Origin of the sequence: Thalassotalea atypica (assembly GCF_030295975.1) — a bacterium.
Taxonomy (GTDB): Bacteria; Pseudomonadota; Gammaproteobacteria; order Enterobacterales; family Alteromonadaceae; genus Thalassotalea_F; species Thalassotalea_F atypica.
Map to the genome: position 1 here is coordinate 3,000,549 of NZ_AP027364.1, position 25,319 is coordinate 3,025,867.

Annotated in this window: 27 protein-coding genes and 1 riboswitch; of the genes, 18 read left to right on the top strand and 9 right to left on the bottom strand. The window is 40.3% G+C overall.

Features of this window, described 5'->3' with window-relative positions:
- Positions 1-105 precede the first annotated feature (105 nt).
- The 10 genes from QUE03_RS13810 (at position 106) to QUE03_RS13855 (ending at position 10,613) form a co-directional block, all read left to right on the top strand.
- On the top strand, positions 106-498 hold the full coding sequence (locus tag QUE03_RS13810; RefSeq protein ID WP_286262425.1) for a MerR family transcriptional regulator: 393 nt from the start codon (positions 106-108) through the stop codon (positions 496-498).
- A gap of 32 nt (positions 499-530) precedes the next feature.
- A complete protein-coding gene (locus QUE03_RS13815; RefSeq protein ID WP_286262429.1) occupies positions 531-1,700 on the top strand; it encodes an isovaleryl-CoA dehydrogenase in 1,170 nt (389 codons plus the stop codon).
- 154 nt (positions 1,701-1,854) lie between these two features.
- Positions 1,855-3,462, top strand: a complete 1,608-nt coding sequence (locus QUE03_RS13820) for a carboxyl transferase domain-containing protein (protein ID WP_286262431.1) — start codon at positions 1,855-1,857, stop codon at positions 3,460-3,462.
- A 6-nt stretch (positions 3,463-3,468) separates the two neighbouring features.
- Positions 3,469-4,266 (top strand): enoyl-CoA hydratase/isomerase family protein, encoded by a 798-nt coding sequence (locus tag QUE03_RS13825; protein ID WP_434019779.1) that lies wholly within the window; start codon positions 3,469-3,471, stop codon positions 4,264-4,266.
- 3 nt (positions 4,267-4,269) lie between these two features.
- The gene (locus tag QUE03_RS13830) at positions 4,270-6,285 is read left to right on the top strand and encodes an acetyl/propionyl/methylcrotonyl-CoA carboxylase subunit alpha (protein ID WP_286262433.1); all 2,016 of its coding nucleotides are present in this window, start codon (positions 4,270-4,272) and stop codon (positions 6,283-6,285) included.
- Complete coding sequence (locus tag QUE03_RS13835) at positions 6,282-7,193, top strand: hydroxymethylglutaryl-CoA lyase (protein WP_286262435.1); 912 nt, start codon at positions 6,282-6,284, stop codon at positions 7,191-7,193. The genes QUE03_RS13830 and QUE03_RS13835 overlap by 4 nt, the downstream gene beginning before the upstream one ends.
- A 59-nt stretch (positions 7,194-7,252) precedes the next feature.
- Positions 7,253-7,954, top strand: a complete 702-nt coding sequence (locus tag QUE03_RS13840) for a CoA transferase subunit A (RefSeq protein ID WP_286262436.1) — start codon at positions 7,253-7,255, stop codon at positions 7,952-7,954.
- A 19-nt stretch (positions 7,955-7,973) separates the two neighbouring features.
- Positions 7,974-8,630 (top strand): 3-oxoacid CoA-transferase subunit B, encoded by a 657-nt coding sequence (locus tag QUE03_RS13845; protein WP_286267863.1) that lies wholly within the window; start codon positions 7,974-7,976, stop codon positions 8,628-8,630.
- A gap of 143 nt (positions 8,631-8,773) precedes the next feature.
- Positions 8,774-8,861: riboswitch (cyclic di-GMP riboswitch) on the top strand.
- Between the two features lie 70 nt (positions 8,862-8,931).
- Positions 8,932-9,291: a DUF3718 domain-containing protein gene (locus QUE03_RS13850; protein WP_286262438.1), complete on the top strand. Its 360-nt coding sequence runs from the start codon at positions 8,932-8,934 to the stop codon at positions 9,289-9,291.
- A 170-nt stretch (positions 9,292-9,461) separates the two neighbouring features.
- Positions 9,462-10,613: a patatin-like phospholipase family protein gene (locus tag QUE03_RS13855; RefSeq protein WP_286262440.1), complete on the top strand. Its 1,152-nt coding sequence runs from the start codon at positions 9,462-9,464 to the stop codon at positions 10,611-10,613.
- A gap of 95 nt (positions 10,614-10,708) precedes the next feature.
- Here the strand turns inward: QUE03_RS13855 and QUE03_RS13860 are convergent, their stop codons facing one another.
- Positions 10,709-11,011 carry an Mpo1-like protein gene (locus QUE03_RS13860; protein WP_286262442.1) on the bottom strand — a complete coding sequence of 101 codons (303 nt, stop codon included), beginning with the start codon at positions 11,009-11,011 and terminating at the stop codon, positions 10,709-10,711.
- 6 nt (positions 11,012-11,017) lie between these two features.
- Positions 11,018-11,671 (bottom strand): GNAT family N-acetyltransferase, encoded by a 654-nt coding sequence (locus QUE03_RS13865; RefSeq protein WP_286262445.1) that lies wholly within the window; start codon positions 11,669-11,671, stop codon positions 11,018-11,020.
- Positions 11,672-11,866: 195 nt separating this feature from the next.
- Here QUE03_RS13865 and QUE03_RS13870 point away from each other — a divergent pair, with 195 nt between their 5' ends.
- Positions 11,867-12,097: a DUF2789 domain-containing protein gene (locus QUE03_RS13870; RefSeq protein WP_286262450.1), complete on the top strand. Its 231-nt coding sequence runs from the start codon at positions 11,867-11,869 to the stop codon at positions 12,095-12,097.
- A gap of 67 nt (positions 12,098-12,164) precedes the next feature.
- On the opposite strand, the gene QUE03_RS13875 is transcribed toward QUE03_RS13870, so the two are convergent.
- Positions 12,165-12,536, bottom strand: coding sequence for a DUF3192 domain-containing protein (locus QUE03_RS13875; RefSeq protein ID WP_286262452.1), 372 nt, complete (start codon positions 12,534-12,536; stop codon positions 12,165-12,167).
- Between the two features lie 171 nt (positions 12,537-12,707).
- On the opposite strand from QUE03_RS13875, the gene QUE03_RS13880 reads away from it, so the two are divergent.
- On the top strand, positions 12,708-13,019 hold the full coding sequence (locus QUE03_RS13880) for a hypothetical protein (protein ID WP_286262456.1): 312 nt from the start codon (positions 12,708-12,710) through the stop codon (positions 13,017-13,019).
- Positions 13,020-13,122: 103 nt separating this feature from the next.
- On the opposite strand, the gene syd is transcribed toward QUE03_RS13880, so the two are convergent.
- Entirely contained in the window at positions 13,123-13,686 is a 564-nt protein-coding gene (gene syd / locus QUE03_RS13885) for a SecY-interacting protein (RefSeq protein ID WP_286262458.1), read from the bottom strand.
- A gap of 54 nt (positions 13,687-13,740) precedes the next feature.
- Here syd and queF point away from each other — a divergent pair, with 54 nt between their 5' ends.
- The gene (gene queF, locus QUE03_RS13890; protein WP_286262460.1) at positions 13,741-14,589 is read left to right on the top strand and encodes an NADPH-dependent 7-cyano-7-deazaguanine reductase QueF; all 849 of its coding nucleotides are present in this window, start codon (positions 13,741-13,743) and stop codon (positions 14,587-14,589) included.
- A 40-nt stretch (positions 14,590-14,629) separates the two neighbouring features.
- On the opposite strand, the gene QUE03_RS13895 is transcribed toward queF, so the two are convergent.
- On the bottom strand, positions 14,630-16,429 hold the full coding sequence (locus QUE03_RS13895; protein WP_286262462.1) for a M61 family metallopeptidase: 1,800 nt from the start codon (positions 16,427-16,429) through the stop codon (positions 14,630-14,632).
- A 272-nt stretch (positions 16,430-16,701) separates the two neighbouring features.
- On the opposite strand from QUE03_RS13895, the gene QUE03_RS13900 reads away from it, so the two are divergent.
- The 5 genes from QUE03_RS13900 to QUE03_RS13920 all read left to right on the top strand — a co-directional run bounded on the left by QUE03_RS13900 (position 16,702) and on the right by QUE03_RS13920 (position 22,230).
- Positions 16,702-18,312 carry a diguanylate cyclase gene (locus QUE03_RS13900; RefSeq protein WP_286262464.1) on the top strand — a complete coding sequence of 537 codons (1,611 nt, stop codon included), beginning with the start codon at positions 16,702-16,704 and terminating at the stop codon, positions 18,310-18,312.
- 43 nt (positions 18,313-18,355) lie between these two features.
- A complete protein-coding gene (gene ppnN / locus QUE03_RS13905; protein WP_286262465.1) occupies positions 18,356-19,723 on the top strand; it encodes a nucleotide 5'-monophosphate nucleosidase PpnN in 1,368 nt (455 codons plus the stop codon).
- On the top strand, positions 19,720-20,532 hold the full coding sequence (gene xni / locus QUE03_RS13910) for a flap endonuclease Xni (RefSeq protein ID WP_286262468.1): 813 nt from the start codon (positions 19,720-19,722) through the stop codon (positions 20,530-20,532). Before ppnN ends, xni begins: the two co-directional genes overlap by 4 nt.
- Before the next feature lie 109 nt (positions 20,533-20,641).
- The gene (locus QUE03_RS13915; RefSeq protein ID WP_286262470.1) at positions 20,642-21,019 is read left to right on the top strand and encodes a DUF3192 domain-containing protein; all 378 of its coding nucleotides are present in this window, start codon (positions 20,642-20,644) and stop codon (positions 21,017-21,019) included.
- A 203-nt stretch (positions 21,020-21,222) separates the two neighbouring features.
- On the top strand, positions 21,223-22,230 hold the full coding sequence (locus QUE03_RS13920; protein WP_286262473.1) for an isocitrate dehydrogenase: 1,008 nt from the start codon (positions 21,223-21,225) through the stop codon (positions 22,228-22,230).
- Positions 22,231-22,308: 78 nt separating this feature from the next.
- Here QUE03_RS13920 and rlmM read toward each other — a convergent pair whose 3' ends face one another.
- From rlmM to QUE03_RS13940, 4 genes are read right to left on the bottom strand one after another with little or no spacing between them, the layout of a single operon-like run.
- Positions 22,309-23,397: a 23S rRNA (cytidine(2498)-2'-O)-methyltransferase RlmM gene (rlmM, locus tag QUE03_RS13925; RefSeq protein ID WP_286262475.1), complete on the bottom strand. Its 1,089-nt coding sequence runs from the start codon at positions 23,395-23,397 to the stop codon at positions 22,309-22,311.
- The gene (locus QUE03_RS13930; protein ID WP_286262477.1) at positions 23,394-23,774 is read right to left on the bottom strand and encodes a DUF423 domain-containing protein; all 381 of its coding nucleotides are present in this window, start codon (positions 23,772-23,774) and stop codon (positions 23,394-23,396) included. Before QUE03_RS13930 ends, rlmM begins: the two co-directional genes overlap by 4 nt.
- The gene (locus QUE03_RS13935; protein WP_286262479.1) at positions 23,755-24,402 is read right to left on the bottom strand and encodes an alpha/beta family hydrolase; all 648 of its coding nucleotides are present in this window, start codon (positions 24,400-24,402) and stop codon (positions 23,755-23,757) included. Before QUE03_RS13935 ends, QUE03_RS13930 begins: the two co-directional genes overlap by 20 nt.
- Positions 24,399-25,316: a transcriptional regulator GcvA gene (locus tag QUE03_RS13940; RefSeq protein ID WP_286262481.1), complete on the bottom strand. Its 918-nt coding sequence runs from the start codon at positions 25,314-25,316 to the stop codon at positions 24,399-24,401. The genes QUE03_RS13935 and QUE03_RS13940 overlap by 4 nt, the downstream gene beginning before the upstream one ends.
- Between the last annotated feature and the right edge of the window lie 3 nt (positions 25,317-25,319).

Consider the following 25,319-nt stretch of genomic DNA (forward strand, 5'->3'; position numbering starts at 1 on the left):
AGAGACATTGTATACTCAGAATTTTTAGCTTTACGTTTACGTAAACTTACAGTATCGTTATTAACATAATAAAACAAGATCCACTCAGTTTGTGAGTACCAAGCAATGAATTCAGAAAAGCCTACCTACAGCATCGGTGAACTAGCAAAAGAGTATGATATTACGACTCGTACTATCCGCTTTTATGAAGATCAAGGGCTTGTTTCACCTAGCCGCAAAGGCCAAACCCGAATATACAGTCGACGTGACAAGATTCGACTAAAGTTAATTCTTCGGGGCAAGCGCTTAGGTTTTACTTTGGCCGAAACAGGTCGCTTGTTTGAACTATATGACATGGATAAATCCAGTGAGAAGCAATTGGAAACAATTATGGATCTTATCTCCAACAAAAAAAATGACTTAACACAGCAACTAGAAGATATAAAAGTCGTCTTAATTGAACTGACTAACCTCGAAAAAAGTTGTTTGAATACGTTAAAACAAATTAAACAGCAATAGTTAAGCACATTGCCATAAATTAAGGAACCAACATGATTTCCACTTTTTCTTCACTCAATTTTAACTTAGGCGAAACCGTTGACATGATCCGTGATCAAGTTAATGCCTTCGCTCGCGATGAAATTGCTCCTCGTGCTGAGCAAATCGATATTGATAACGAATTTCCAAATGATCTATGGCGCAAATTTGGTGACATGGGTTTACTTGGTATGACCGTAGAAGAAGAATATGGCGGCTCAGGTCTAGGTTACCTTGAACATGTGGTAGCAATGCAAGAAATTAGCCGGGCGTCAGCTTCCGTTGGTTTGAGTTATGGCGCAATGTCTAACTTATGTTTGAACCAATTACGCAAAAACGGCAGTCACGAACAAAAATTAAAGTACTTACCCAAATTATGTAGCGGTGAGCACATTGGCGCATTAGCTATGTCTGAACCAAACGCTGGCTCTGATGTTGTAAGCATGAAACTTAGCGCTGTTAAGAAAGGTGATAAGTACATCCTAAATGGCAACAAAATGTGGATCACCAATGGTCCTGACGCCAATGTATACGTTATTTATGCAAAGACAGATGTCAATGCCGGTTCAAAAGGTATCACAGCCTTTATCGTAGAGCGTGACTTCCCTGGTTTTAGTCGTCACCAGAAACTAGATAAATTGGGTATGCGCGGTTCAAATACTTGTGAATTAGTATTTGAAGACTGTGAAGTCCCAGCAGAGAACATTTTGGGTGAAGAAGGCAAAGGTGTTCGCGTATTAATGTCAGGTCTTGACTACGAACGCGTAGTTTTATCTGGCGGCCCTTTAGGCATCATGGACGCTTGTATGGATCTAGTTGTTCCTTACATTCATGACCGTAAACAATTTGGTCAATCTATTGGTGAATTCCAACTGATTCAGGGCAAAATTGCAGATATGTATACGCAAATGAACGCGGCAAAGTCATATATCTACATGGTAGCTCAAGCCTGCGACCGCGGCGAAACAACCCGTAAAGATGCAGCAGCGGTTATTTTATATTCAGCCGAGTTAGCAACCAAAATGGCCTTAGATGCTATTCAGTTACTTGGTGGTAATGGCTATATCAATGAGTTTCCTGCGGGCCGCTTATTACGTGACGCTAAACTTTATGAAATTGGTGCAGGTACATCAGAAATTCGACGTATGCTTATTGGTCGTGAGCTATTCAACGAATCGGTTTAATTGAAGCTCTTCTTAATAAGATGAAAATGAATGTCGCTGTATCAGTAAAATATGGTTAAGGTCCAGCGACTTTTAGCAAACTAACGCAAATAAGTTAACGTCTTGTATTCACGTTAACACGAAATAACGGCAATAAACTAAGTAAGGTTAAACCGTGGCAAAATTACACTCCAAAATCAACACTCGCAGCCAAGATTTTCTTGATAATGCTGCCCATATGCAACTTCAAGTTGATGACTTAAAAGCCAAGCTAGATTTGATCAAACAAGGTGGTGGCGAGAAAAGCCGGGATCGTCACTTATCTCGAGGAAAGCTATTACCTCGTGACCGTGTACTCAACTTGTTAGATGCCGGCTCGCCATTTCTTGAGCTGTCTCAACTGGCCGCTTACAACGTTTATGACGACAATGTACCAGCCGCCGGCATCATCACAGGCATAGGCCGTGTTGGTGGACAAGAATGCGTAATTGTTGCCAATGATGCAACGGTAAAAGGCGGTACTTATTATCCTTTAACTGTTAAAAAGCACTTACGTGCACAAACCATAGCGCAAGAAAACAATCTCCCGTGCGTCTATTTAGTTGATTCTGGCGGTGCTAACCTGCCTAATCAAGATGATGTATTTCCGGATAAAGAACATTTTGGTCGCATTTTCTTTAACCAAGCAAACATGTCAGCACAAAACATTCCTCAAATAGCGGTAGTAATGGGCTCATGCACTGCAGGTGGCGCATACGTACCCGCCATGGCGGATGAGTCAATCATAGTTAAAGAGCAAGGTACAATTTTCCTTGCTGGGCCGCCACTGGTAAAAGCTGCGACAGGTGAAATCGTTAGTGCTGAAGATTTAGGTGGCGCTGATGTGCATTGTCGTACCTCAGGGGTTTCAGATCATTACGCTCAAAACGATCATCACGCCTTAGAAATAGCACGCAATGCCATTGAAAATCTAAACCGCATCAAGCCGGTACAAGTGACGATTAAAGAAGTTGCAGAGCCAGCATACGCCCCAAAAGATATTTATGGCGTTATTCCTAAAGATTCACGTCAACCTTACGATGTAAGAGAAGTAATTGCTCGCGTTGTTGATGGCAGTGAGTTTGATGAATTTAAAGCGTTATACGGCACTACATTAGTTTGTGGCTTTGCACGCATTTATGGCTACCCTGTAGGCATTGTTGCTAACAATGGCATTTTATTCGGCGAATCAGCACAAAAAGGTGCCCACTTTATCGAGCTATGTGCGCAACGCAAAATTCCATTGGTGTTTCTACAAAACATTACCGGCTTTATGGTAGGAAAACAATATGAGTCGGGCGGTATAGCAAAGCACGGCGCCAAAATGGTAACGGCGGTTGCGTGTGCGCAAGTGCCTAAATTTACCGTACTTATTGGTGGTAGTTTTGGAGCTGGTAACTACGGTATGTGTGGACGGTCGTATGACCCAAGATTCTTATTCATGTGGCCAAATGCACGAATTTCAGTGATGGGCGGAGAACAAGCCGCTGGCGTATTAGCGCAGGTGAAAACCGATCAAATGGCTAAACGTGGTGAAACCTGGACAGCGGAAGAAGAAGCCAGCTTTAAGCAGCCTATCATCGACAATTACGAACATCAAGGCCATCCATATTATGCATCGGCACGCTTATGGGATGATGGAGTGATAGACCCTGCTGAAACAAGACAAGTACTAGGTTTGGCCATTTCTGCTTCATTAAATAAGCCAATTGCAGACACGCAATTTGGCGTATTTAGAATGTAGGGGCAAATGATGAACGATTTAGTTATTACTCAAGTTGATAGGCGCGGCGTCGCCACTGTTACCCTGAATAATCCAAACAAACATAATGCATTTGATGACACTATCATTGCTCAATTAACTGAAAGCTTTGAACAAATTGCATCAAACAAATTAGTCAAAGTCATGGTACTTGCCTCAAATGGGAAAAGTTTCTCTGCTGGCGCTGACTTAGGTTGGATGAAACGCATGGCTGGTTATAGCTATGAAGAAAATTTGCGCGATGCGAATGCCCTAGCAAAAATGCTTCATGCGCTAAACTTTATGCCACAGCCCACTATCGCACGTGTTCAAGGCGCTGCATTTGGTGGCGCAGTAGGGCTAGCGAGCTGTTGTGACATTGTGGTTGCCAGTAACAAAGCAAGTTTTTGTCTGAGTGAAGTTAAACTGGGCTTAATCCCAGCGACCATCAGTCCTTATGTTGTTAATGCGATAGGACTTAGAGCATCACGTCGTTACTTCCAAACGGCAGAGAGGTTTTTTGCCGAACAAGCCTCAAAAATAGGGCTAGTTGATGAAGTCGTTCTACCCGAACAGTTAGACAACGAAGTTGAACGCTTCATCCAATGCTTACTCGAGAACGGACCAGAAGCGGTGCAAAGCGCGAAGAAATTAGCGTTTGATGTTGCCTATCAGGAAATTACGCCAACACTAATGAACACCACCTCTGAGCGTATAGCCACCATTCGAGTATCTCCAGAAGGTCAAGAAGGCCTAAGTTCATTTTTCGAGAAACGCTCACCCGCTTGGCAACAGGAGTCAAAGTAGCTTATGTTTTCTAAAATATTAATTGCAAACCGTGGTGAAATTGCTTGCCGCGTCATCAAAACAGCCCGCCAAATGGGTATATTAACCGTCGCCGTTTATTCTGATGCGGATGCAGATTCATTGCACGTGAACATGGCGGATGAAGCGGTATACTTAGGCCCTTCACCATCAAGAGAGAGTTATTTGCTCGGTGAAAAAGTCATTGAAGCTGCGCTTCAAACTGGCGCACAAGCAATACACCCAGGTTACGGTTTTCTGTCTGAAAATGCTGATTTCTGCCGCTTGTGTAGTGACAAAAACATTACCTTTATTGGGCCCCCTGTTGGCGCAATCGAAGCGATGGGCTCAAAGTCTGCCGCTAAAAATATCATGGAAAAAGCAAGCGTACCTTTAGTACCTGGCTATCATGGCGATGACCAATCTGAGGCGGTGTTGAAAAAATCTGCGGATGACATGGGTTACCCCGTTCTACTCAAAGCTACAGCTGGTGGCGGTGGTAAAGGTATGCGCCAAGTATGGGCTGAAAAAGATTTCAGCGCTGAATTGGCAGCAGCCAAACGAGAAGCCAGTTCATCATTCGGTGATGACAGAATGCTAGTTGAAAAATACCTAACTCAACCACGCCACGTTGAAATTCAAGTATTTTGCGACAATCACGACAATGCGGTTTATCTGTTTGAACGAGACTGTTCAGTACAACGTCGCCACCAAAAAGTCATAGAGGAAGCACCGGCGCCAGGCATGAGTGAGGCATTGCGCAAAGAGATGGGTGAATCAGCGATAAAATCTGCAAAAGCGATTGGTTATCAGGGCGCTGGTACAGTGGAATTTTTGTTAGACGTTGATGGCTCATTCTACTTCATGGAAATGAACACTCGACTTCAAGTAGAACACCCTGTCACTGAGCTTATCTCTGGACAAGACTTGGTGGAATGGCAACTGAGAGTTGCTGCGGGCGAAAACCTGCCGAAAACTCAGGATGAATTAGCGATCAAAGGCCACGCTTTCGAAGCACGTATATATGCAGAAGATCCCGACAACGATTTTTTACCTGCCACAGGAAAGCTGTCCTTTTTAGTACCTCCGATAGAAAGTGAATATGTCCGCGTCGACACTGGCGTTCGCCAAGGTGACGACGTCAGTGTGTTTTATGATCCAATGATCGCTAAATTGATCGTATGGGACGAGAACCGTGACAAAGCCTTGCAGCGCCTTAGCAAAGCCTTGGCTGAATATAGAATCAGTGGTGTTACAACCAATATCGATTTCTTGTACAACTTGGCAACATCAAAACCATTTGTAGAGGCCGATTTAGACACAGGGTTTATCGAAAAACATCAAGCCCTTATCTTCCACGAAGATGAACAAGCCCTTCGCAATGAGTTGCCAATGGCAGCTTTGTATTTAGTACTTGCACGTGCTGATCATGCGAAAACAAAAGCAGCAAAAACGAATGACCCCTACTCTCCGTGGAATTCAACGAATTCTTGGCGTCTAAATGAACCTCACATCCATGAACTCACTTTAAGCCACGGTGACAAGCCATATCAAGTGATGATCGAAAATAAGCGTCAGGGCGATGACAGCTTTTATCTAATCAGTGTGGACGGTAAAATATTTGATTGCCAAGGCAATATCACCGGAGATACGTTGTTCTTTACCATTGATGGCTACCGTAGCTGTGCCACCATAGCTAAGAATGAGCAGCAAATTAGTTTATATCGTCCTAATGGCGTATTTAACTTTACTCGTGTATTGCCTGATTTAGGGGATTGTGACGATAAAGCTAGTGAAGGCGGTTTAGCAGCTCCAATGAACGGTACTATGGTCAGTGTACTAGTTAAGGTTGGTGACAAGGTTGAGCAAGATCAACCGTTAGTGATCATGGAAGCGATGAAAATGGAACATACCATTCGCGCTCCTGAAAGTGGCATAGTAACAGAGCTATTTTTCGGTGAAGGCGATATGGTTGACGGCGGTGCAGAGCTGTTGGCCTTTGAAGCGGAGAAAAACGCATGAACAAGCTCCCTTCTTCAGTAAAAATTGTTGAAGTAGGCCCAAGAGACGGCCTACAAAATGAAAAACAGTTTATTGAAGCTATAGATAAAATCGCTTTAATTGATCAGCTCACAAATGCTGGTCTTGGTTATGTTGAAAGTGGTAGTTTTGTGTCGCCAAAATGGGTACCACAAATGTCAACTTCAGCTGATGTTTTTGCTGGGATCACACAAGGCAATAATGTTACTTATGCAGCGCTAACGCCAAACATGAAAGGCTTTGAAGCAGCTTTAGCAGCCGGTGTCAAAGAAGTCGCCATTTTTGGCGCCGCATCTGAGTCGTTCAGTCAGAAAAATATCAACTGCTCGATTGATGAAAGCCTTGAGCGTTTTCTTCCCATTATGAATGCTGCAAAAGCGAATAATATCAAGGTACGTGGTTATGTCTCATGTGTGGTCGGTTGCCCCTATGAAGGAGAGATATCTCCTGAAAAAGTGGCCGACGTTGCGGAAAAGCTATTCAACATGGGTTGCTATGAAATATCCCTTGGAGACACCATTGGCGTAGGTACACCAACGAGCGTACAGAAAATGTTACATGCGGTTAGCACTAAAGTACCGGTTGAAAAACTGGCCGTACACTTTCATGATACGTACGGACAAGCGTTAACTAACATTTACACTGCTTTAAGCATGGGTATCGCCGTTGTTGACAGTGCAGTTGCTGGTTTAGGTGGTTGTCCTTATGCTAAAGGAGCTTCAGGCAATGTGGCTACTGAAGATGTCATCTATTTACTAAATGGATTAAACATAGAGACAGGTGTTGATTTAGACAAGTTACTCGCCGCTGGGTGGTTCATCAGCGACATATTAGGCAAGGTGCCAGTGTCGAAAGTATCTAATGCATATCGTGCACAACAAGCAAAATAATCGCCCTTGCGTTTCACAATGAAAGCAAGTTCACAAGAGCAAGAATAGAGGAGTTTACAATGGCAGGGTTCGACAAAGTCGTATCAAGTTATGAAGAAGCAATGGCTGGCTTAGAAGATAACATGACCGTTATCGCTGGTGGATTTGGCTTATGCGGTATTCCCGAGAATTTGATCGCAGAAATAAAACATAAAGGCACAAAAGGGTTAACTGTTGTGTCAAATAACTGTGGTGTGGATGACTTTGGCTTAGGTGTGCTTTTACCAAATCGTCAGATAAAGAAAATCGTTGCTTCGTATGTTGGAGAAAACGCTGAGTTTGAACGTCAAATGATGAGTGGTGAATTAGAGGTCGAGCTAACACCACAAGGCACATTAGCTGAAAAAATGCGTGCTGGTGGTGCCGGAATTCCCGCGTTCTTCACAGCAACTGGCTTTGGCACTCCCGTTGCAGAAGGAAAAGAAGAGCGTGAGTTTAATAATCGTCAGTACATTTTGGAAGAATCTATTAAAGGTGATTTTGCCATTGTTAAAGCATGGAAAGCAGACCGATACGGTAACCTAGTATTTCGCAAAACGGCACGTAACTTTAATCCGATGGCAGCAACCGCAGGAAAAATTACAGTTGTTGAAGTTGAAGAAATAGTAGAGCCTGGCGAGTTGGATCCAGATCAAATTCATACACCTGGCATTTACGTTAATCGCCTTATACAAGGTACCTTCGAAAAACGTATAGAACAACGTACTATAAAAACAGCATAACTGCGCAAAGGAGAACATGATGGCTTTATCTCGCGAGCAAATCGCAATGCGCGTTGCGCAAGAATTACAAGACGGTTACTACGTTAACTTAGGTATAGGTATTCCGACACTGGTTGCCAACTATGTGCCAGAAGGCATGGAAGTGATGCTGCAATCAGAAAATGGCTTACTGGGTATGGGGCAGTTTCCAACTGAGCAAGAGCTTGATGCGGATATGATTAACGCAGGTAAGCAAACAGTAACCGCCATTGATGGCGCTTCAATCTTCGATTCAGCAGAGTCTTTCGCGATGATCCGTGGCGGACATGTTGACTTAACGGTACTAGGCGCCTTTGAAGTAGATGTTAACGGTAACATCGCTTCTTATATGATCCCTGGAAAGTTAATTAAAGGGATGGGCGGTGCAATGGATTTAGTTGCAGGTGCTGACAATATTATCGTCACCATGACTCATGCATCAAAGCATGGCGTCTCGAAACTTCTTTCAAAGTGCACTTTGCCATTAACAGGCAAAGGATGTATCAAAAAAGTATTAACAGATCTTGCTTTCATTGAAATCAAAGACGGGAAATTCTTTTTGCTTGAGCGCGCTCCAGGTGTAAGTGTTGAAGAAATTGTAACATTGACGGAAGGCGAACTCGTCATACCAGATCACGTACCAGAGATGACATTCTAATAATAACTTCAAATTTATTAAGAGGCTACGGCCTCTTTTTTTGTTTTTCGCTGTTTTAATAAAGCCATATTCACTAGTTGTTAGCTCACAACAAATCAAAGAATATTTGCATTGTGTTACACTTTCTGTTAATACTAATATTGACAAAGAAAAGGCAAGGCACATGAAAGTGTGCTACGCAAAACCACCGGTCTAAGGATATTTAATATCTATGACAGCGGAGTTACCTCGTTAAAAGGGTACGTCCAGTGGTTTTTTCTTTTTATAACTGTTTAACAAATTTGCTTTAAGGTTATTAAAAATGAAAAAATTATTACTAGCTTCTACCATCACAGCTTTATTTATGACGTCTGTAGTTACTGCACCACAGGCACAAGCAGCAAACATTGCACAAAGTGTTTGCGAGTATGTTGCCGCTGATGACAAAAAACGCATGCGTTCGTTTTTAAAGTCGAACAAATTAAAAATACGTAGTATTTTTGACGGTATTCAATGTAATGGGAAAAACTTGTTAGAATTTGCTTCGGCAAGGGGATCAGTAGAAACAGGCTCTATGATGATTAAAAAATTATCTAAGAAAATTGTGGCAGCTAATCTTTCAACAATTCAAACAGGGTCGCAACCTTTAATAGACGCCGCTAACGCTCGCGTTAGTAGCTAATTATTCTCTGGTAGACGTTAGTTTTAATGTTTTACTAGTTAATAATTCTTATGTCGCTTAAAAAGCCAGCATTCGCTGGCTTTTTTATTATCAATTTTAATCACTTATCGCTCGCACTATTGTATTTCACCCATTAAAATTAACTTTATAACAAATACAAATGCGCTGATATGGCTGGAAAAAAAACTTACAAAGGAAGCAAACAAGGACTTGTACTTACCGGAGGCGGGGCAAGAGCCGCATACCAAGTAGGTGTATTGTCAGCTATCGCACAATTTATACCACGAAATCACGGCATCCCCTTTCCTATTTTGTGTGGTACCTCTGCCGGAGCAATTAATGCAACCGCCTTAGCTTGCTACTCATCCTGTTTCCACTTAGGAGTGAAAAAACTCGAATGGATTTGGAAAAACCTAAAGACACAACATATTTACTACGGTGATCCAGTTAGGGTTTTCGGCTACATTTTTCAAGGAGTGTTAGCCAGTTATCAGGCTGACTATGCGACTAAAACGCCTCATAGCTTACTGAATAATGAACCATTGCGAAAACTCTTTAACCAAGTGATCGACTTTCAACGCATAGATCGAAATATATTACGTGGGTATCTATCTGCGGTATCAGTCACAGCGTCAAGCTATTCTAATGGCGACTCATTAAGCTTTTATCAATCTGAACAGAGCATTGCTCCATGGTTTCGAGCTAAACGTCGAGGTGAGCCCTGTCAGCTCGACAGTGAGCACCTTATGGCATCTTCAGCCATCCCGATGATTTTCCCTTCAGTAAAAATAAAACATCAACATTTTGGCGATGGTTCAATTCATCAACTTTCGCCATTAAGCCCAGCAATTCACTTAGGTGCTGAAAAACTCTTCATTGTAGGAGTAGAACAGCCCAAAGAGCTGATTCATGCAAAAGAGAATAACCCTCACCCACCATCTACTTCCGCTATTGCTGGGCATATGCTTGATTCCGTATTCTCTGATACCTTGCAAAGTGATTTGGAGCGTATGGAAAGGATTAACAAAACCCTATCTTTGATCCCTGACGAATTACACGCCTCACAAGAAGGGTTAAAGCCGATTGAGAGCTTAGTAATAAATCCAAGTCATGATTTCAATGCTATTGCGACGGAATACTATGATGAATTGCCTGTATCTATTCGCATATTACTCAGAACAATGGGCATCACCAATGATGCTGAATCGAGTATGATCAGTTACTTATTATTTGAAAAAAACTTTTGTAAACAACTAATAAAGTTAGGCTATGAGGATGCCTTGAACGAAGAGGCGAAAATACGCGAATTTTTGTCGCTTTAGTGTGTAACCAACCCCAAAGGCTAAACTGATGCTAATAAAGCTCAGCTAATTCAAGCAATACAGCCGTAAAATGAAGGAACACATAAAAAAGTACCTTACTTGGTACTTTTATATATTGCATCTTTGAGCATTTGCCAATCGCCAATAAAGCTATACCAAGGATATTTAAAGGTCGCAGGACGGTTCTTTTCAAAGAAAAAGTGACCTATCCAAGCAAATGCATAGCCACTAATAACACCATACAGTAAGAAGATTGGCGTCAAGGACATAATCGCCATAACAAGCCAACACAGCGCAACAATGCTTCCAACATAATGTAGAATGCGGCAAATTTTATTTTCATGTTGTGATAAATAAAATGGATAAAATTCTTTGAACGATTGATACTCTTTGCTCATCTACTTTTAATCCGTTGCCGGCTGTTCTCGGTAATGAACCATTAGCGTGCCTGAAACTTTTCCCACCTGAACTTCTTTCACATGCTGATAGTCAACATCTTCAAAGAATTTTCGATATTTCTCATTGGTGGCATAAACAGCAACGCCCTGACTTTGTGAATGTTCTTGAAGTACAGTATTTACGGCCGCCATCAAATAATGACCAAAACCATGTTGTTGATGTAACGGGTGGATTGCAATAAAAGATAACATATGAAACTTGTCTAGTGGCACAGCGGACATAACGGTTTTTTCTTTTTCCATCATTTGCTTGGTGCTGAAATACCCCGCACTCAGTAACATCTTTAGCCGCCAATGCCAAAATCGCTCACTACCAACTCCATCATCAGGACTATTTAAACAGGCTACGCCCACCATGGCTTCACCTAGGTATAGACCGACCATTGGCTGCTTAGCTTGCCAAAACACGCCAAGTTCTTCACGAATTGAGGCTCGTAAACGCTGCTCATAATCGTCTTTGTCTCCGTTAAATATTTCTAAGAAAACGGGATCATCATGGTAAGCTTGATACAATAACGAAGCTGCAAGCTTTAGCTCTTCAGCAGTTAGATATGTTGCTCTGATATCAACGTTTGTCTTTGTTGATACTGCATCTGTCATAGCATATTCCCCATTACTTGGTGTATTTATTGTCGAATAAATCGCTAATAAATAATAAACTTTGGTTAATTCTTATTCTTATTTTTTAGTGGTTCACCTTAACAGGAAGTTTAAAACTAGGTCAATATTTTATAAATTCGTCGACTAAAGCAACTATACTTAAGATAATAATTATTCATAAAGTTGGATGATGAAATGGATAGATCAAACCATACTTTGCCTTGTTTATTTGCCCAACTTGGCTTGGAAAATTCTGATAAAAATATTGAAGAATTTTTGAACCTACATCGTGGTATACCAAGCCACACAACACTTGCAAAAGCACACTTTTGGAGTGATGCACAAGCAAGTTTTCTATCTGACGCCATCTCCGAAGATTCTGACTGGGCAGAAATAGTTGATACCTTAGATACGATGTTACGCTAGGTCAGACAGACAGAGACAATAAAAAAGGGAAGCACTGCTTCCCTTGATTGATATACTATGTAAATAATTAAAGCATGGCGTAGGCTGTTTCACCCCAACTCACCAGTTGTCCGTTTTTAAAAATTAATGGCGTACATTCATCTTTAGTCGTCACACCATCTTTATGTTTGCGATTCGTACGGTAATATAAAACCTGAATGCTTTCACCGTCTTTTTGGTACACTTCATTAAAATCGGCTGTACCAAAGCGTGATTGAACATCATTAAACGAGCTGTTTAGCTCTAATCGCGCAATTTTTTTTCGGTTTTCAAACTCGCGATCTTCAAAACTGTGGCCCATAGAATAACCATCATCGTCACCACCAACGGCAACTACGCACCCTGTTAATCCTAAAGTCAATGGTGCAATAAGTAGTAAAGGTAAAAGTGATTTTTTCATCGTTAATTCTCTCAATTTCATTATTATGATAATTCTAATAAGGCAACCATCGCGCCAACTATTTAACCCATTGATTTTAAAGGGTATTGATATTAATCAGGTAAAAACCACAAGAATTAGTTAGTCAAATTAGCTAACATAGTTAAAATTTTCACTACCAAGTTAAGATAAATGACCATTAGAGATGAAATAATCGCCATTGCCAATCAACTGGCTAATCGAGGGAAAAAACCGACGGTCGCCTTAATAAAAAACAAACTCAGTAATTCGGCTCCATTGCCTATTATCATTTCGACTTTAAAAGGCTGGCAACATGAACCAGAAAATACCGAACTCCCCACCGTTAACAAAGAGCCTGAACAAACGGTAGAAGCAGCTAGTATTACATTAGAAATGTTAGAGCAGCGATTAGCCCCGCTCAAAGCTGATATTGATGAGATAAAGCAATTATTGAGAAAATTAGTTGAGAGCAAAGGTGGTTAGCCTTATTAAAGACCATATAAGGTAATGGGGCTGTTTAGGGCAATCAATTGTTTGTTAATCAAAATGATTTTTTGTATTGCCCTGTCCACAGATTAAATAAGAGTTAGGGTATTCTAGGCGTTAGTAGGCCAATAAATTCTGTTAAAGAATCAGCCAACTTTTTATGGGGCTCTTTGCCCACTCTCTCGACCCACACTTCACCGTTATCATTTTTAACGGATAAAATAAGATCTTCTTCGTTGGTAACACCAAAGAAAATAGTTAATTCTTGCTTGAGCTTTTGTTTCATCAACACATGACCAATAATGTTTTCTTGTAACCGCTCAAAATCAGGCTCACTCCACAAAAACAGCAAACTCAAATCACCGTGCTCACAGCTAGCATCAAGGCTATCACTATAGAGAGTTGTAAAGAATTCTTTAATATCAAGATGTAGATTTAGCTCCAAAGCCTTTTCTACATTACTCAATGACAATGACTCTTCAATAGCAATCGGCTGCCAACAATCAGCTTCCCCTTCCTTAAATGTTGAGACAAAACAAGGTGATGGCCATTCATCATCATGCTCAATTAATGGCAGGTGTGAATATTGTGTCTGATATGCCTGAACATATTGCTGAGCAAAACCTAAAAGAGCTTGCTGAAGTAAACTATTTTTACCTGTCATTAATTCCAATTTCCTCTAAAATAGCGGCTAAGATGTAACTACTACAAATTCACCATGGCTAACTATCAAAACTCTAGCGCATTAGAAGGCTTAACGCTCGGAAAATCAACCGAGTATAGTAATAAATATGATCCAACCTTGCTTCAAGGCGTCCCTAGAAGCCTTAATCGCGACAATTTATCATTGACCACTGAAAATTTACCATTTTACGGTGAAGATGTTTGGTACGGATACGAGTTATCATGGTTAAACACCAAAGGTAAACCTGTGGTTGCGGTTGCCGAATTTCGTGTTCCTTGTACCAGCGATAATATAGTTGAATCAAAGTCCTTTAAGTTATATCTCAACAGCTTTAATCAAAGCCAGTTCGTTTCACAACAGCAAGTTGAAGAAGCTCTGATTAAGGATTTGTCAAAAACAGCCAATGCACCAGTTGTCGTGAGCTTGTTTGCCGTCGATAAATGTCCTGCGCTATCAATAACGCCAATCACCGCAACTTGCATCGATGAAGAAGACATAGAAGTGCTCAGCTACGATTATGATCCAAGCTTATTGGCCAGTGATGTTCCAAGCGATGCAAAAGTTGAAGAACATTTAGTTAGTCACCTATTAAAATCAAATTGCCTTATCACTAATCAACCTGACTGGGCTAGCGTCTACATAAAATATTCTGGCAAGGCGATAAATCACGCAAAATTACTATCCTACTTGGTCTCTTTCCGAGAGCACAATGAATTTCATGAACAATGTGTAGAGCGTATATACTGTGATATCAAAAAGTTTTGTGATGTTTCTTCTTTGGAAGTGTTTGCAAGATACACAAGGCGAGGCGGATTAGATATTAATCCTTTTAGAAGCTCCGAACCAATGTCTGCGCCAAATGCAAGAACACTTCGTCAATAACGAAGTGTTCTTCATTTTAATGCTTACTTAACCTTGAGCATTATTTTTTGTCAGACTTAGGAAAATCCAATCCAGTCCATGCTTTAAAAAACGCTTTTTGTGCTCGAGAGGCTTTATTTTTAGTAACAACTTTTAATTTTTCAGCAGGTAACGACGCCAACACGATGTCTTTGGTCATAAGTTGATCGCGGCGGAAAAACGTTAACGCAATTTTTTGTTCTGGTTTAAAGTTTTTCAAGCGAGTTTCTAAATCTTTGCCTTGAAGTCTTAAACCATCCACTGCAACAATAATATCATCAGTAGTTAAGCCGGCTTGCCAAGCTGCGGAGCTTTTTTCCACAGAGGTAATAATAAAGCCACTTGCGTGAGCTTTAGCAGAAATACCCGACCACGCTTTAGATTTCTCTTTTTTCCCATAACTAATTTCTAAACCTGCTTTACTTAGCAACGCGTCAAAATCTGGATCAGCTAAACCATCAACATTTTTCTGCCACCAGGCTTGATAATCATTGCCGGTGACTTGCTTTAAGATGTCTTTAACATCTTGATCATTAAATGTTTTAGGAATAGCAAAATCAGTAGACAAAGCACTGTGCACATCACGATAGCTTTTCTTTAAACGGGTTTGCTCGAGTATTTCAAAATCAAGCATCCATGACACTAAGAAGCCTTCAGCATAAATATTCACACCGTGATTTTTACCATAATCTCCGCCTTCTTCAATCCATTTGTCAAAGCTGGTTTGAGCAACAGATTGTACCTTGCGTCCGGGTTTATGTTGATAGCCGATAATACGCTTTGATAAATTATCTAACCATTCTTTGGTGGTCATTAATTCACCACGCATCAACAGTTGATTTTGTAAATAGCTAGTCGAGCCTTCAGACAACCATAACAAATTAGAATAGTTTTCTTGTTGATAGTCATAAGGAACTAAACCTTCAGGGCGATACTGTTTAACATTCCATGTATGTACAAATTCATGGGCAGCAGTAGATAAAAAACCTAAATAATCTTTCCGTTCAGAAAAGCTATAACGTGAACGTTGGATAATAGTTGAGTTTAAGTGCTCAGTGGCACCGCGTGCCCCGCTGGTGGCGTGAACCATAAAGACATATCTTGAGAAAGGATAGTCTGGCCAAATAACATCACCTTGTGCCACAAGCACTTTTAGGTCTTTAACCATTTGCTCGCTGTCGTAATTTCCTTTTCCCCAAATCACTAATTCATAGTCGCGACCATCGACTTTAAACTGATGCCATTCATTAATACCTGTTTCAATCGGCGAATCAACTAACACATCATAATTAGGCGCAATAAACTGGTGAGCATGACTCCCAGACTCTAGGCCAGACACAGAACGCCAATCACTAGGCACATGTAGACTGACCACATGCTTATCATCGCGTACTTCATCAGTGTACATAACGACGGCTGAAGCATCGAGATAGGCATGGCTATCATCAACATGTCGAGTGCGCTTAGCTAACTGATTCGCATATACTTGGTAGGTGATATTAAAACCTTTTGATAAGTCTCCTGAAACGCGCCATGTGTCTTTGTCAATTTTATTCCATGTTAATTGCTTATTTTTTGAACTCGCGTGAAATTCTCTAATACCATTGGCTAAGTTCAGTATTTCATAACGACCAGTGCGCCAAACAGGTAGATGAAAGTCAACACTTGCTTTGGTAGATTGTGGAAGTTGCAGCTCAACCAGCGCATAATGATGTTCAGCCTCAGATAAATCAATATTCACTGCAACATCTGCTGTACTTTGGAAAATTGCAGACAAAGCTAAGGCGCCTGCAAGGTATTTAAGGGGAGATTTTATTGTCATATTTCTAATATCTTTATTCTGCTTTGTGCTACCGATGCTATAGTGTACCTACTTCTTGGCATTTTCGGTATTTTGAAATACAAAAATACATTTTTTCTTTAAAAGTGACTGATATTTATGCGACTTATACTACATTTATCAACGAGTTCTGGTATATATAACCTATACTTACTTTGGAAGAATGCTTGCTATAAGAGTGAGCAGTACCTTGAACATCCTTTCACATAAGATGAATAGAAACGTTAATATCTAAAATCATGGAAGCAGTAAATATGAGCGAGCAATTGGTTGTTACAAGGCAACTAAAAATAGCGAAAGAAAAACTCGATACCGCCATCAAGTCTAGAGCATTGTTAGAAGAAGATTTTAATGCTCAGACTACCCTATTAACGACCTTTATTGGTAAACTTTCAAAAATATGCAAAGGCATAGATCTAGAACTGGATAATCGTTTAGCAAAACTGCGTGCTTTATTAAAAAAATCTGCTCCTATATCAGAGATAGAAAAAGAAATCGAAACAATATCTAAAATCATCAATCAACACGCAAGTAAAAATGAAAGACATATACGTGACATGCATGAACAGTTACATGTTGCCGGTAAAACGCTGCAAAAAGTTAATGGATTACCTAATGACGTGCGCCGCAATTTACGCAAATTATTGAACGACAACCCTGATCATAAAGAAGCGTTAATTCAATATATCCCAAAACTTAATGAGCTAATTGACTTGTATGGTCAAGCAATCGGCAATAAGTTAGTACTATCTGAAACGAGACAAAATCAAAAGAGCGCACAGGCTAGTGATTCGGAGGGCGAACATGCTGCGAGTAAAAGTGACGCGCTATCTAACAATCACGTACTAAGGGAAATTATTAGGATTTTAAGTGATATTCAGCTTTCTGATAAACAACTCGAAAAACTGAATAAATTAAAATCAAATTTATCCACGGAATTGGGTGCAGATGAACTACTTGAAACATTATTAACTATCTTCAATATCATTATTGAGGACATGCGCATAGAACGTAAAGTAGCGAAATCTTTTCTTTCTTCATTGAGCAAAGCCCTCGCAACAGTTCAATCATCTGTATGTGAAACGATGGACAGTACATCGAGCTATCAAACGCAGCAGAAAAAAATAAATAGTGAATTATCTAAGCAATTATCAGAATTAACACAAACCGTTGAACAGTCTCCTTCATTAACAGAAGTGAAAGACGAAATACAAAATCAGTTGCTCACAATTGCAAGCACCATCAACAATAAATCAGATGTTGAGCTAAGCCATTTTACCTTACTAAATGAACAACTAAATTCTATGCAAGAGAAAGTTGACCTGTTAGAAAAGCAAAGTAAGACATTTGAGAAGCGTTTGGCAGAGCAAAAACAGAAAAGTCTACGAGACGCGTTAACTAAACTCCATAACCGTGCGGCATTTGACGAGTATTTCTCGTATAACATGGTCAAATTTCATCATCAGCCCTTCGATTTGGCAATAGTGGTTTTGGATTTGGATAACTTCAAACGCATTAATGACACTTATGGACATACGGCTGGTGATAAAACCTTACAAGTTATTGCTAATATTTTGAAATCATCTATCGATGATTCGGTCTTTATCGCTCGTTATGGCGGTGAGGAATTTGTCCTTATTTATAGCGGAGTCAATCAAACCGCACTACTAAAAAGCTTGGATACATTACGCAAAAAAATAGCTAAGTTGCCGTTTAAGTTTAAGAACACCAAAGTCAACATTAGTGCGTCATTTGGTGCCACCCATGTCAATGTTTCAGACAACATTCATACGGCTTTTGAACGTGCTGATACTGGGTTGTATCAGGCAAAAGAGCAAGGTAAGAATAAGGTGATTTATTTATAAGCCTTAATCAGAACTCAATTTCCAGTCACAAGGAGAAGTCTATATGCAAATTTTGCTAAACCCTGTCGGTAATATGAATTTATTATCACAAATAGAAGTGGATGAGCTGCAAGAATCAGCTGAAAGCAAAATACACTGTTTATATCGAAATTGTTCGCTGGCAGTGTTAAATGTTGGGAGTCATACAGACAACGCAGAAGAAATTTATCAACAGTTTCTAGATTTTCAAATTCAAGTCGTTACACGTGAACGCGGCATAAAAATAGCACTGACTAATCCTCCACAAGAAGCGTTTGTTGACGGCACGATAATTCGTGGTATTCGCGAGCATTTATCTGCCGTGCTCAGAGATATATTATTTACCCACAATCGCTACAATCAACTGACGATAAAACCAGAACAATCAAGTGCACAAACAACTCATGTCGTTTTCGATATCTTACGCAATGCTGACGTTATTTTACCTGATACAGAGCCAAATTTAGTTACCTGCTGGGGCGGACACTCAATCAATAGTATCGAATATCAATACACCAAAGAAGTAGGCTATCAGCTAGGCTTGCGTGGATTTAATATATGTACTGGCTGCGGACCTGGGGCAATGAAAGGGCCTATGAAAGGGGCTACAATTGGCCATGCTAAACAACGTAATAATTTTGGTCGCTATATTGGTTTAACTGAGCCTAGTATTATCGCGGCAGAGCCACCTAATCCTATTGTAAATGAATTAGTGATCATGCCTGATATCGAAAAGCGTCTTGAAGCCTTTGTTCGATTATCTCATGGTATTATTATTTTTCCCGGAGGCGCAGGCACAGCAGAAGAGCTGCTTTATATTCTTGGCATTATGTTGCATGAAGAAAATCAAGAACAACGCTTACCAATTATTTTAACCGGACCAAAAGCTAGTGAAGCTTACTTTCGAGAAATTGACAACTTTATCGAAGCAACACTAGGGGCTGAAGCACAAGCCTTATACCAAATTATTATTGACGACCCGCAACTCGTGGCCGTGGAGATGAAAAAAGGGTTAAGTGAAGTCATCTCACACCGTGTTGACACCAGTGATGGGTTTCATTTTAACTGGTCACTGAATATTGAATCAGATTTTCAGCACCCGTTCGAGCCTACTCACGAGAACATGTCAGAGATGGCATTAAAGAGTGATATGAAGACAGCAGAACTCGCCGCGAATTTACGAAGAATTTTCTCAGGTATTGTCGCTGGAAATGTAAAATCTCAAGGCATCAAAGCCATTAGGGAGCATGGACCATTTACCATTACCGGAGAATCTCGCATAATGAAGCTGATGGATAAATTATTGGCTTCGTTTGTAGAACAACAACGGATGAAATTACCAGGTAGCAAGTATGTACCCTGTTACCAAATTGCACAAGGCGCTCCTGAATGACAGCTCATGTAGTACTAGTCGATGCTCTAAACTTGATCCGCCGCATTTATGCGGTTCAAGAGCGTCCTTTCTTACTTAACAATGAATTGTCAGAAAACACCAAACAACAAGTATTATTTAATACCCAAAAAGCCTGCTCCACGGCACTATCAAATATACTTTCTACTCTTGAACCTACGCACGCCCTAGCGGTTTTTGACAGTGAGAAGCCTTGTTGGCGATATGAACTTTTTCCCGACTATAAAAAAGGACGGAAAAAGATGCCAATTCATTTATTTGAAAGGCTCCCCGACATCCAAGATGAATTTCTTGCCATGGGAGTCGACTCACTTGATCCTGATGAAGACGAAGCAGATGATGTCATTGCAACACTAGCAATCAAGGTCGCATTAAGAAATCAGCGCACAACCATTATCTCAACCGACAAATGTTTTTTGTCATTATTAAACGACAATGTCTCCGTCTATGACTATTTCCACCGCCGTTTTTTAAATCCACAGTACGTTTTTGAAAAGTTCAATGTCAAAACATCACAACTAGTAGACCTATGGACTTTAACAGGAGATAACACAAATAAAATCCCTGGCGTTCTAGGTATAGGCCAAGTGACGGCATCTGCGCTCATCAACCAATATGGCTCTATTCAATCCATTCTTAGTGCTGATGACCTAAAATCGTCAGTCAAAGCTAAAATAGAAGAACATACAGATGCTATAAAATTAAGCCATCAGCTATTGTCACTTAAGTACGACATTCCACTAGGCTTTAATTTAAAAGATATTCGATTACCGACCCTCCAACCGGTCTAAATTTGCTAAAACTTTGTAAAGAAACTATTCAAAGCTATTTTAAAAGCTCACATTAAACGCTATTCTTACACACAGATTAATTGAATAAAAAATGTATAAGTAACTATTGATGAATAAGAAAATTATCTCTCGTGTATTATTGGCTTTGGCTGCATATGGTGTTTTTGTATTGCTAGTAGTGAATTTCTATGACGATAATCCGTCAAACATGAAATGGGAAGATCGTGAAGCCTTTAATCGTCAATATATTGCCAAGTTGAAATTAGATACTTTTACATTCGAACAAGCACTGACCGAGCTTGGAAGCCCAGATATCACTGAAGCGAAAAAAAGTGCGGGCACCAATTATCAAGTACTTTTTTACCGTACTCAACACATGAAATCTGACGGAATTACTACGTTAGAAGAATGCACTCCTCTATTATTTAGTAATGGAATACTTACCGCCATAGGCAGCACGGCTTACGAACAATTTAAGTCCTTTTGACCATTTTATTTAGAACTTTCCTATACTAATGGCTAATACATCAAGTTAACGTTTTGTTGTAAGTTTTTACACTAGCTTACATAAGCTAACCATGGTATAAAGCGGCGCAACTGACCAAGTGGTTTGAGCAGTTATATTCTTTAATGCACTCGCTGCCTTGCCACAGGCTATATTGATCTCATTTTATTGAAAGGTACATTTTAATGGCTAAGCAAACTATCACTGTAATTCCAGGCGACGGGATCGGACCAGATATTATCGATGCAACACTTAAAGTTTTAGACAAAGCAGGTTGTAATTTTGATTATGAATTTGCCGATGCAGGCCTAACTGCCTTAGAAAAACATGGTGAACTAGTTCCTGAAGAAACAATGGAGCTGATTAAGAAGAATAAAATTACTTTAAAAGGCCCATTAACAACCCCTGTAGGTGAAGGTTTTACCTCAATCAATGTGACATTGCGTAAACAATTCCAATTGTACGCCAATGTTCGCCCTGTAATTTCTTTTAAAGGCACAAAAGCCCGTTACGAAGATATCGACATCATTACTATTCGTGAAAACACAGAAGGCATGTACTCAGGTTTAGGTCAAACAGTATCTGATTGTGGTGAAACGGCAGAAGCAATGAGCTTGATCACACGAGAAGGTGCTAAGCGTATTGTCGAGTTTGCTTATGAAACTGCTCGTAAAGAAGGTCGTAAAAAAGTCACTGCTGTACATAAAGCGAACATTTTGAAATCTACTTCAGGTTTATTCCTTAAAGTAGCTCGCGAAGTTGCGGCGCAATACCCAGATATCGAATCAACAGAAATGATTGTTGATAACTGCTGTATGCAATTAGTGATGAACCCTGAGCAATTTGACGTGATTGTTACAACGAATCTGTTCGGTGATATTTTATCAGATCTTTGTGCCGGCCTTGTCGGTGGTTTAGGTATGGCGCCTGGCGCTAACATTGGTAAAGATTGCGCCATTTTTGAAGCGGTACATGGTAGTGCACCAGATATTGCCGGTAAAAACTTAGCAAACCCAACGTCAGTTATTTTAGCGGCTATCCAGATGTTAGAGTACTTAGATATGGGCGATAAAGCAGAGAATATTCGAAACGCTATTACTGAGGTGATTGAAAGTGGCGATCGTACAACTCGTGACTTAGGTGGCTCACACGGCACAACAGACTTCACTGACGCCTTATTAGAACGTTTATAATTTTACGAAATTAGTTCATGTTTTAAACATAAAAAAAACCGGCTATTACCGGTTTTTTTTATGTCCCTAGAAAAGTACTTAATCTGCTAATGGTGGTGGCGTTAGCAAACGTGCATGAATCGTTATTTCTTCTCTGTCATAATACAGATGTTTTGCTTGAAGTTTGTATTTCGCGCCATGCTCGGCGAAAGTATCTTTTATCATTTGAATGTCTTTGCTGACTTGTTGATAACGTCCTTTCATAGGCAGCTTTAAATTGAACATTGCCTCCTTACAGTAGCCATGCAACAACCACTGCGCCATTAAGTAAGCAACTCGATGCGGTTTTTCAACCATATCGCATACTAACCAATAAACATTTTGCTTTTGTGGAATATATTTAAAGCCATCAACCATGCGATGTTTAACCTGACCAGTTTCCATCAGCGACTCAGCCATTGGCCCATTATCAATCGCAGTAACCATCATACCACGACGGACTAATTGGTATGTCCACCCACCAGGTGCAGCCCCCAAATCTACAGCATTCATACCTGACGTTAATCGTTCAGGCCACTCATCTTTTGGAACAAAAGTTAAAAAAGCTTCATCAAGTTTTAATGTTGAACGGCTTGGCGACTCATTTGGAAATTTTAAGCGCTGAATACCCATCACATGGGGAGAGCTATTACCCGGCAGAGAATAACCAAGTTGTACTTCTTGACCATTAAAAAATAATGCGTGCAATATTGCGCCTTCCTGATCGCCTTTTGCAGTCAACACTTTGCCTTTTCTTAATGCCTGACGAAGAGGAACTGCTAATTTACGGCAAAACTTAGACAACGCCTTACCATCATTAGTGTCTGGAGTTTCCATGCGTAGATCTGCATATTGCCAATCAGTACCTAGCTGTTCCACAATTGCTTCTACCCGATTGTATTCTGGCAACGCTAACGTTTCACCTAATGTGATAAACCACTGGCGTGTGAAGATTAGCCTAAATAATGGTAATGACTCCATTAAGCGCTCTGCATCATCTTTTTGTTGTAGATGGAAATAGACAACACCTTGCTTCTTGATGATCTCTAGGTAACCAAACACATCTTTCCAAGCGGCTTTTTCTTGAATTTCCGCACCGCATTCTTTTTCAAAACCAGGGCGACAATACAGAACAATTGAGGTTTTCATGATTTCTGTCTCTGAAATACCAACGAAATCCAAGCGACAGCTAAAGTCATTCCCCCTATAGGAGCAAGTTTACCGAGCATAGAAAATTCTGTTAGTGTTTTTAAATAAATACTGCCACAAAAAAGCAGTATACCTGCTGTAAACAACAGTAACGTAATTTTAAGTGACTTTTGAGGCGCGAGATTATACCAGACATACACTGAAAGTAACGCTAACGTATGAATAAATTGATAGTTTAATGCCGTTATTAAGCTTTGCTGCTGCCCAGTATTAAGAAAAGCAGCACCATGTGATAGCCACGCACCAAACAACACGCAAAATGCCCCACTACTGGCAATAAAGTACTTGATAGCACCTTTAATACTGCAGTCTTTCATCAATAAATTTCTCTACGAGTTCACTTGCCTGTTGTATATGTTGCTGATGCGTATAACCTGATTTTACACGAGGTTTTAAGTCATGATCACCGTCAATCATATATTTAATGTTGCACTCTTTTGGCAAATGGTAATTGGCTATTTCATTTTTACAACCTAGTTTATCCCTTTCACCTTGAATAATCAGTGTTGGCAGTGAATTGTCCTGTAACGGCTTTAACCTCAGCTTCTCAGGCTTGCCAATAGGATGAAAAGGGTAACCCAGCGCAACTAACCCTAAGATACAATTTGAACCATGGTCTATTGTATCGGCAAGCCACGTAGCGCAAACTCGTGAACCCATAGATTTTCCACCCAACATTATCGGCAGCTTGTTTTCTAACACGTTAAGATGATGCGCGAGGGTATCAAGTAGTACGGGCATCCGATCAGGCGGGCGGCGTTTGCCGTCTTGCCCCCTTTTGTCCATATAAGGAAAGTTAAACTTCATCACACTGATGTTGCGACCTAATAACAATTCGCTCATGATTTTCATAAAAGAGGAATTCATGTCTGCACCGGCGCCATGTGCAAAAACAAACAGTGCTTTTGGGTTTTCTGCATGTTCCATAATAGACGAAGTCTTCATTTTAATTGGCCATCGCTAATTTCTTCTTGCTCGTTTTCTACTGTATCCATAACCCAGTCTCTAAACGCGGCTATTTTACCTAAATCAGATTGTTGCTCTCGACAAACAATGTAGTAGGCGTTTTTACTAACAAGTACTTCATTAAAAGGGCATACAAGGCGACCAGAGGTAATATCTGGTTTTGCAAGCACACTATGAGCTAGCGCTACTCCTTGGCCATGAATCGCCGCTTGAAGTACCATGGAGGAATGGCTAAAAATAGGACCGTGGTTAACATTAATCCCTTTTACACCGACCTCTTTAAACCAACGTTTCCAATCTCTTCTTGAAGTATCGTGAAGTAACGTATGTTGCGTCAGATCGTTTAACGAAAACAACGGTTTTTTCCCACTCAATAATAAAGGAGAACATACAGGAATAAGGTACTCCGTGTGTAACTTTTCAGCATGCACATTCGACCATCTCCCGCGTCCATAGTAAATTGCCACATCCACGTCTTCAGTAAGTGAGTTATCAGGTTGATCAACCGCTTTGATCCTGACATCAATGTCGGGATGTAAAATATTGAACGCATTCAATCGTGGCACTAACCACTGAATGGCAAAGCTTGGTTGTAAACTTACAGTAATTGCTCCCTTTGCCCCCCTAGCTAATAACTTATCTGTTGCTTCATGAAGTGCATTAAAAATATCTTTGATGTCTAAGAAATATGACTGTCCTTCTTCAGTTAACAGTAACGAGCGATTTTTTCGCATGAATAACTTGATACTTAAGTGTTCTTCCAAAGATTTTATTTGATGACTTATAGCAGCTTGAGTAACAAACAACTCTTCTGCAGCCCTTGTAAAGCTAAGGTGTCTTGCTGATGCTTCAAAAGCCCGCAATGCATTTAATGGAGGAAGTCTAGTAGACATTGC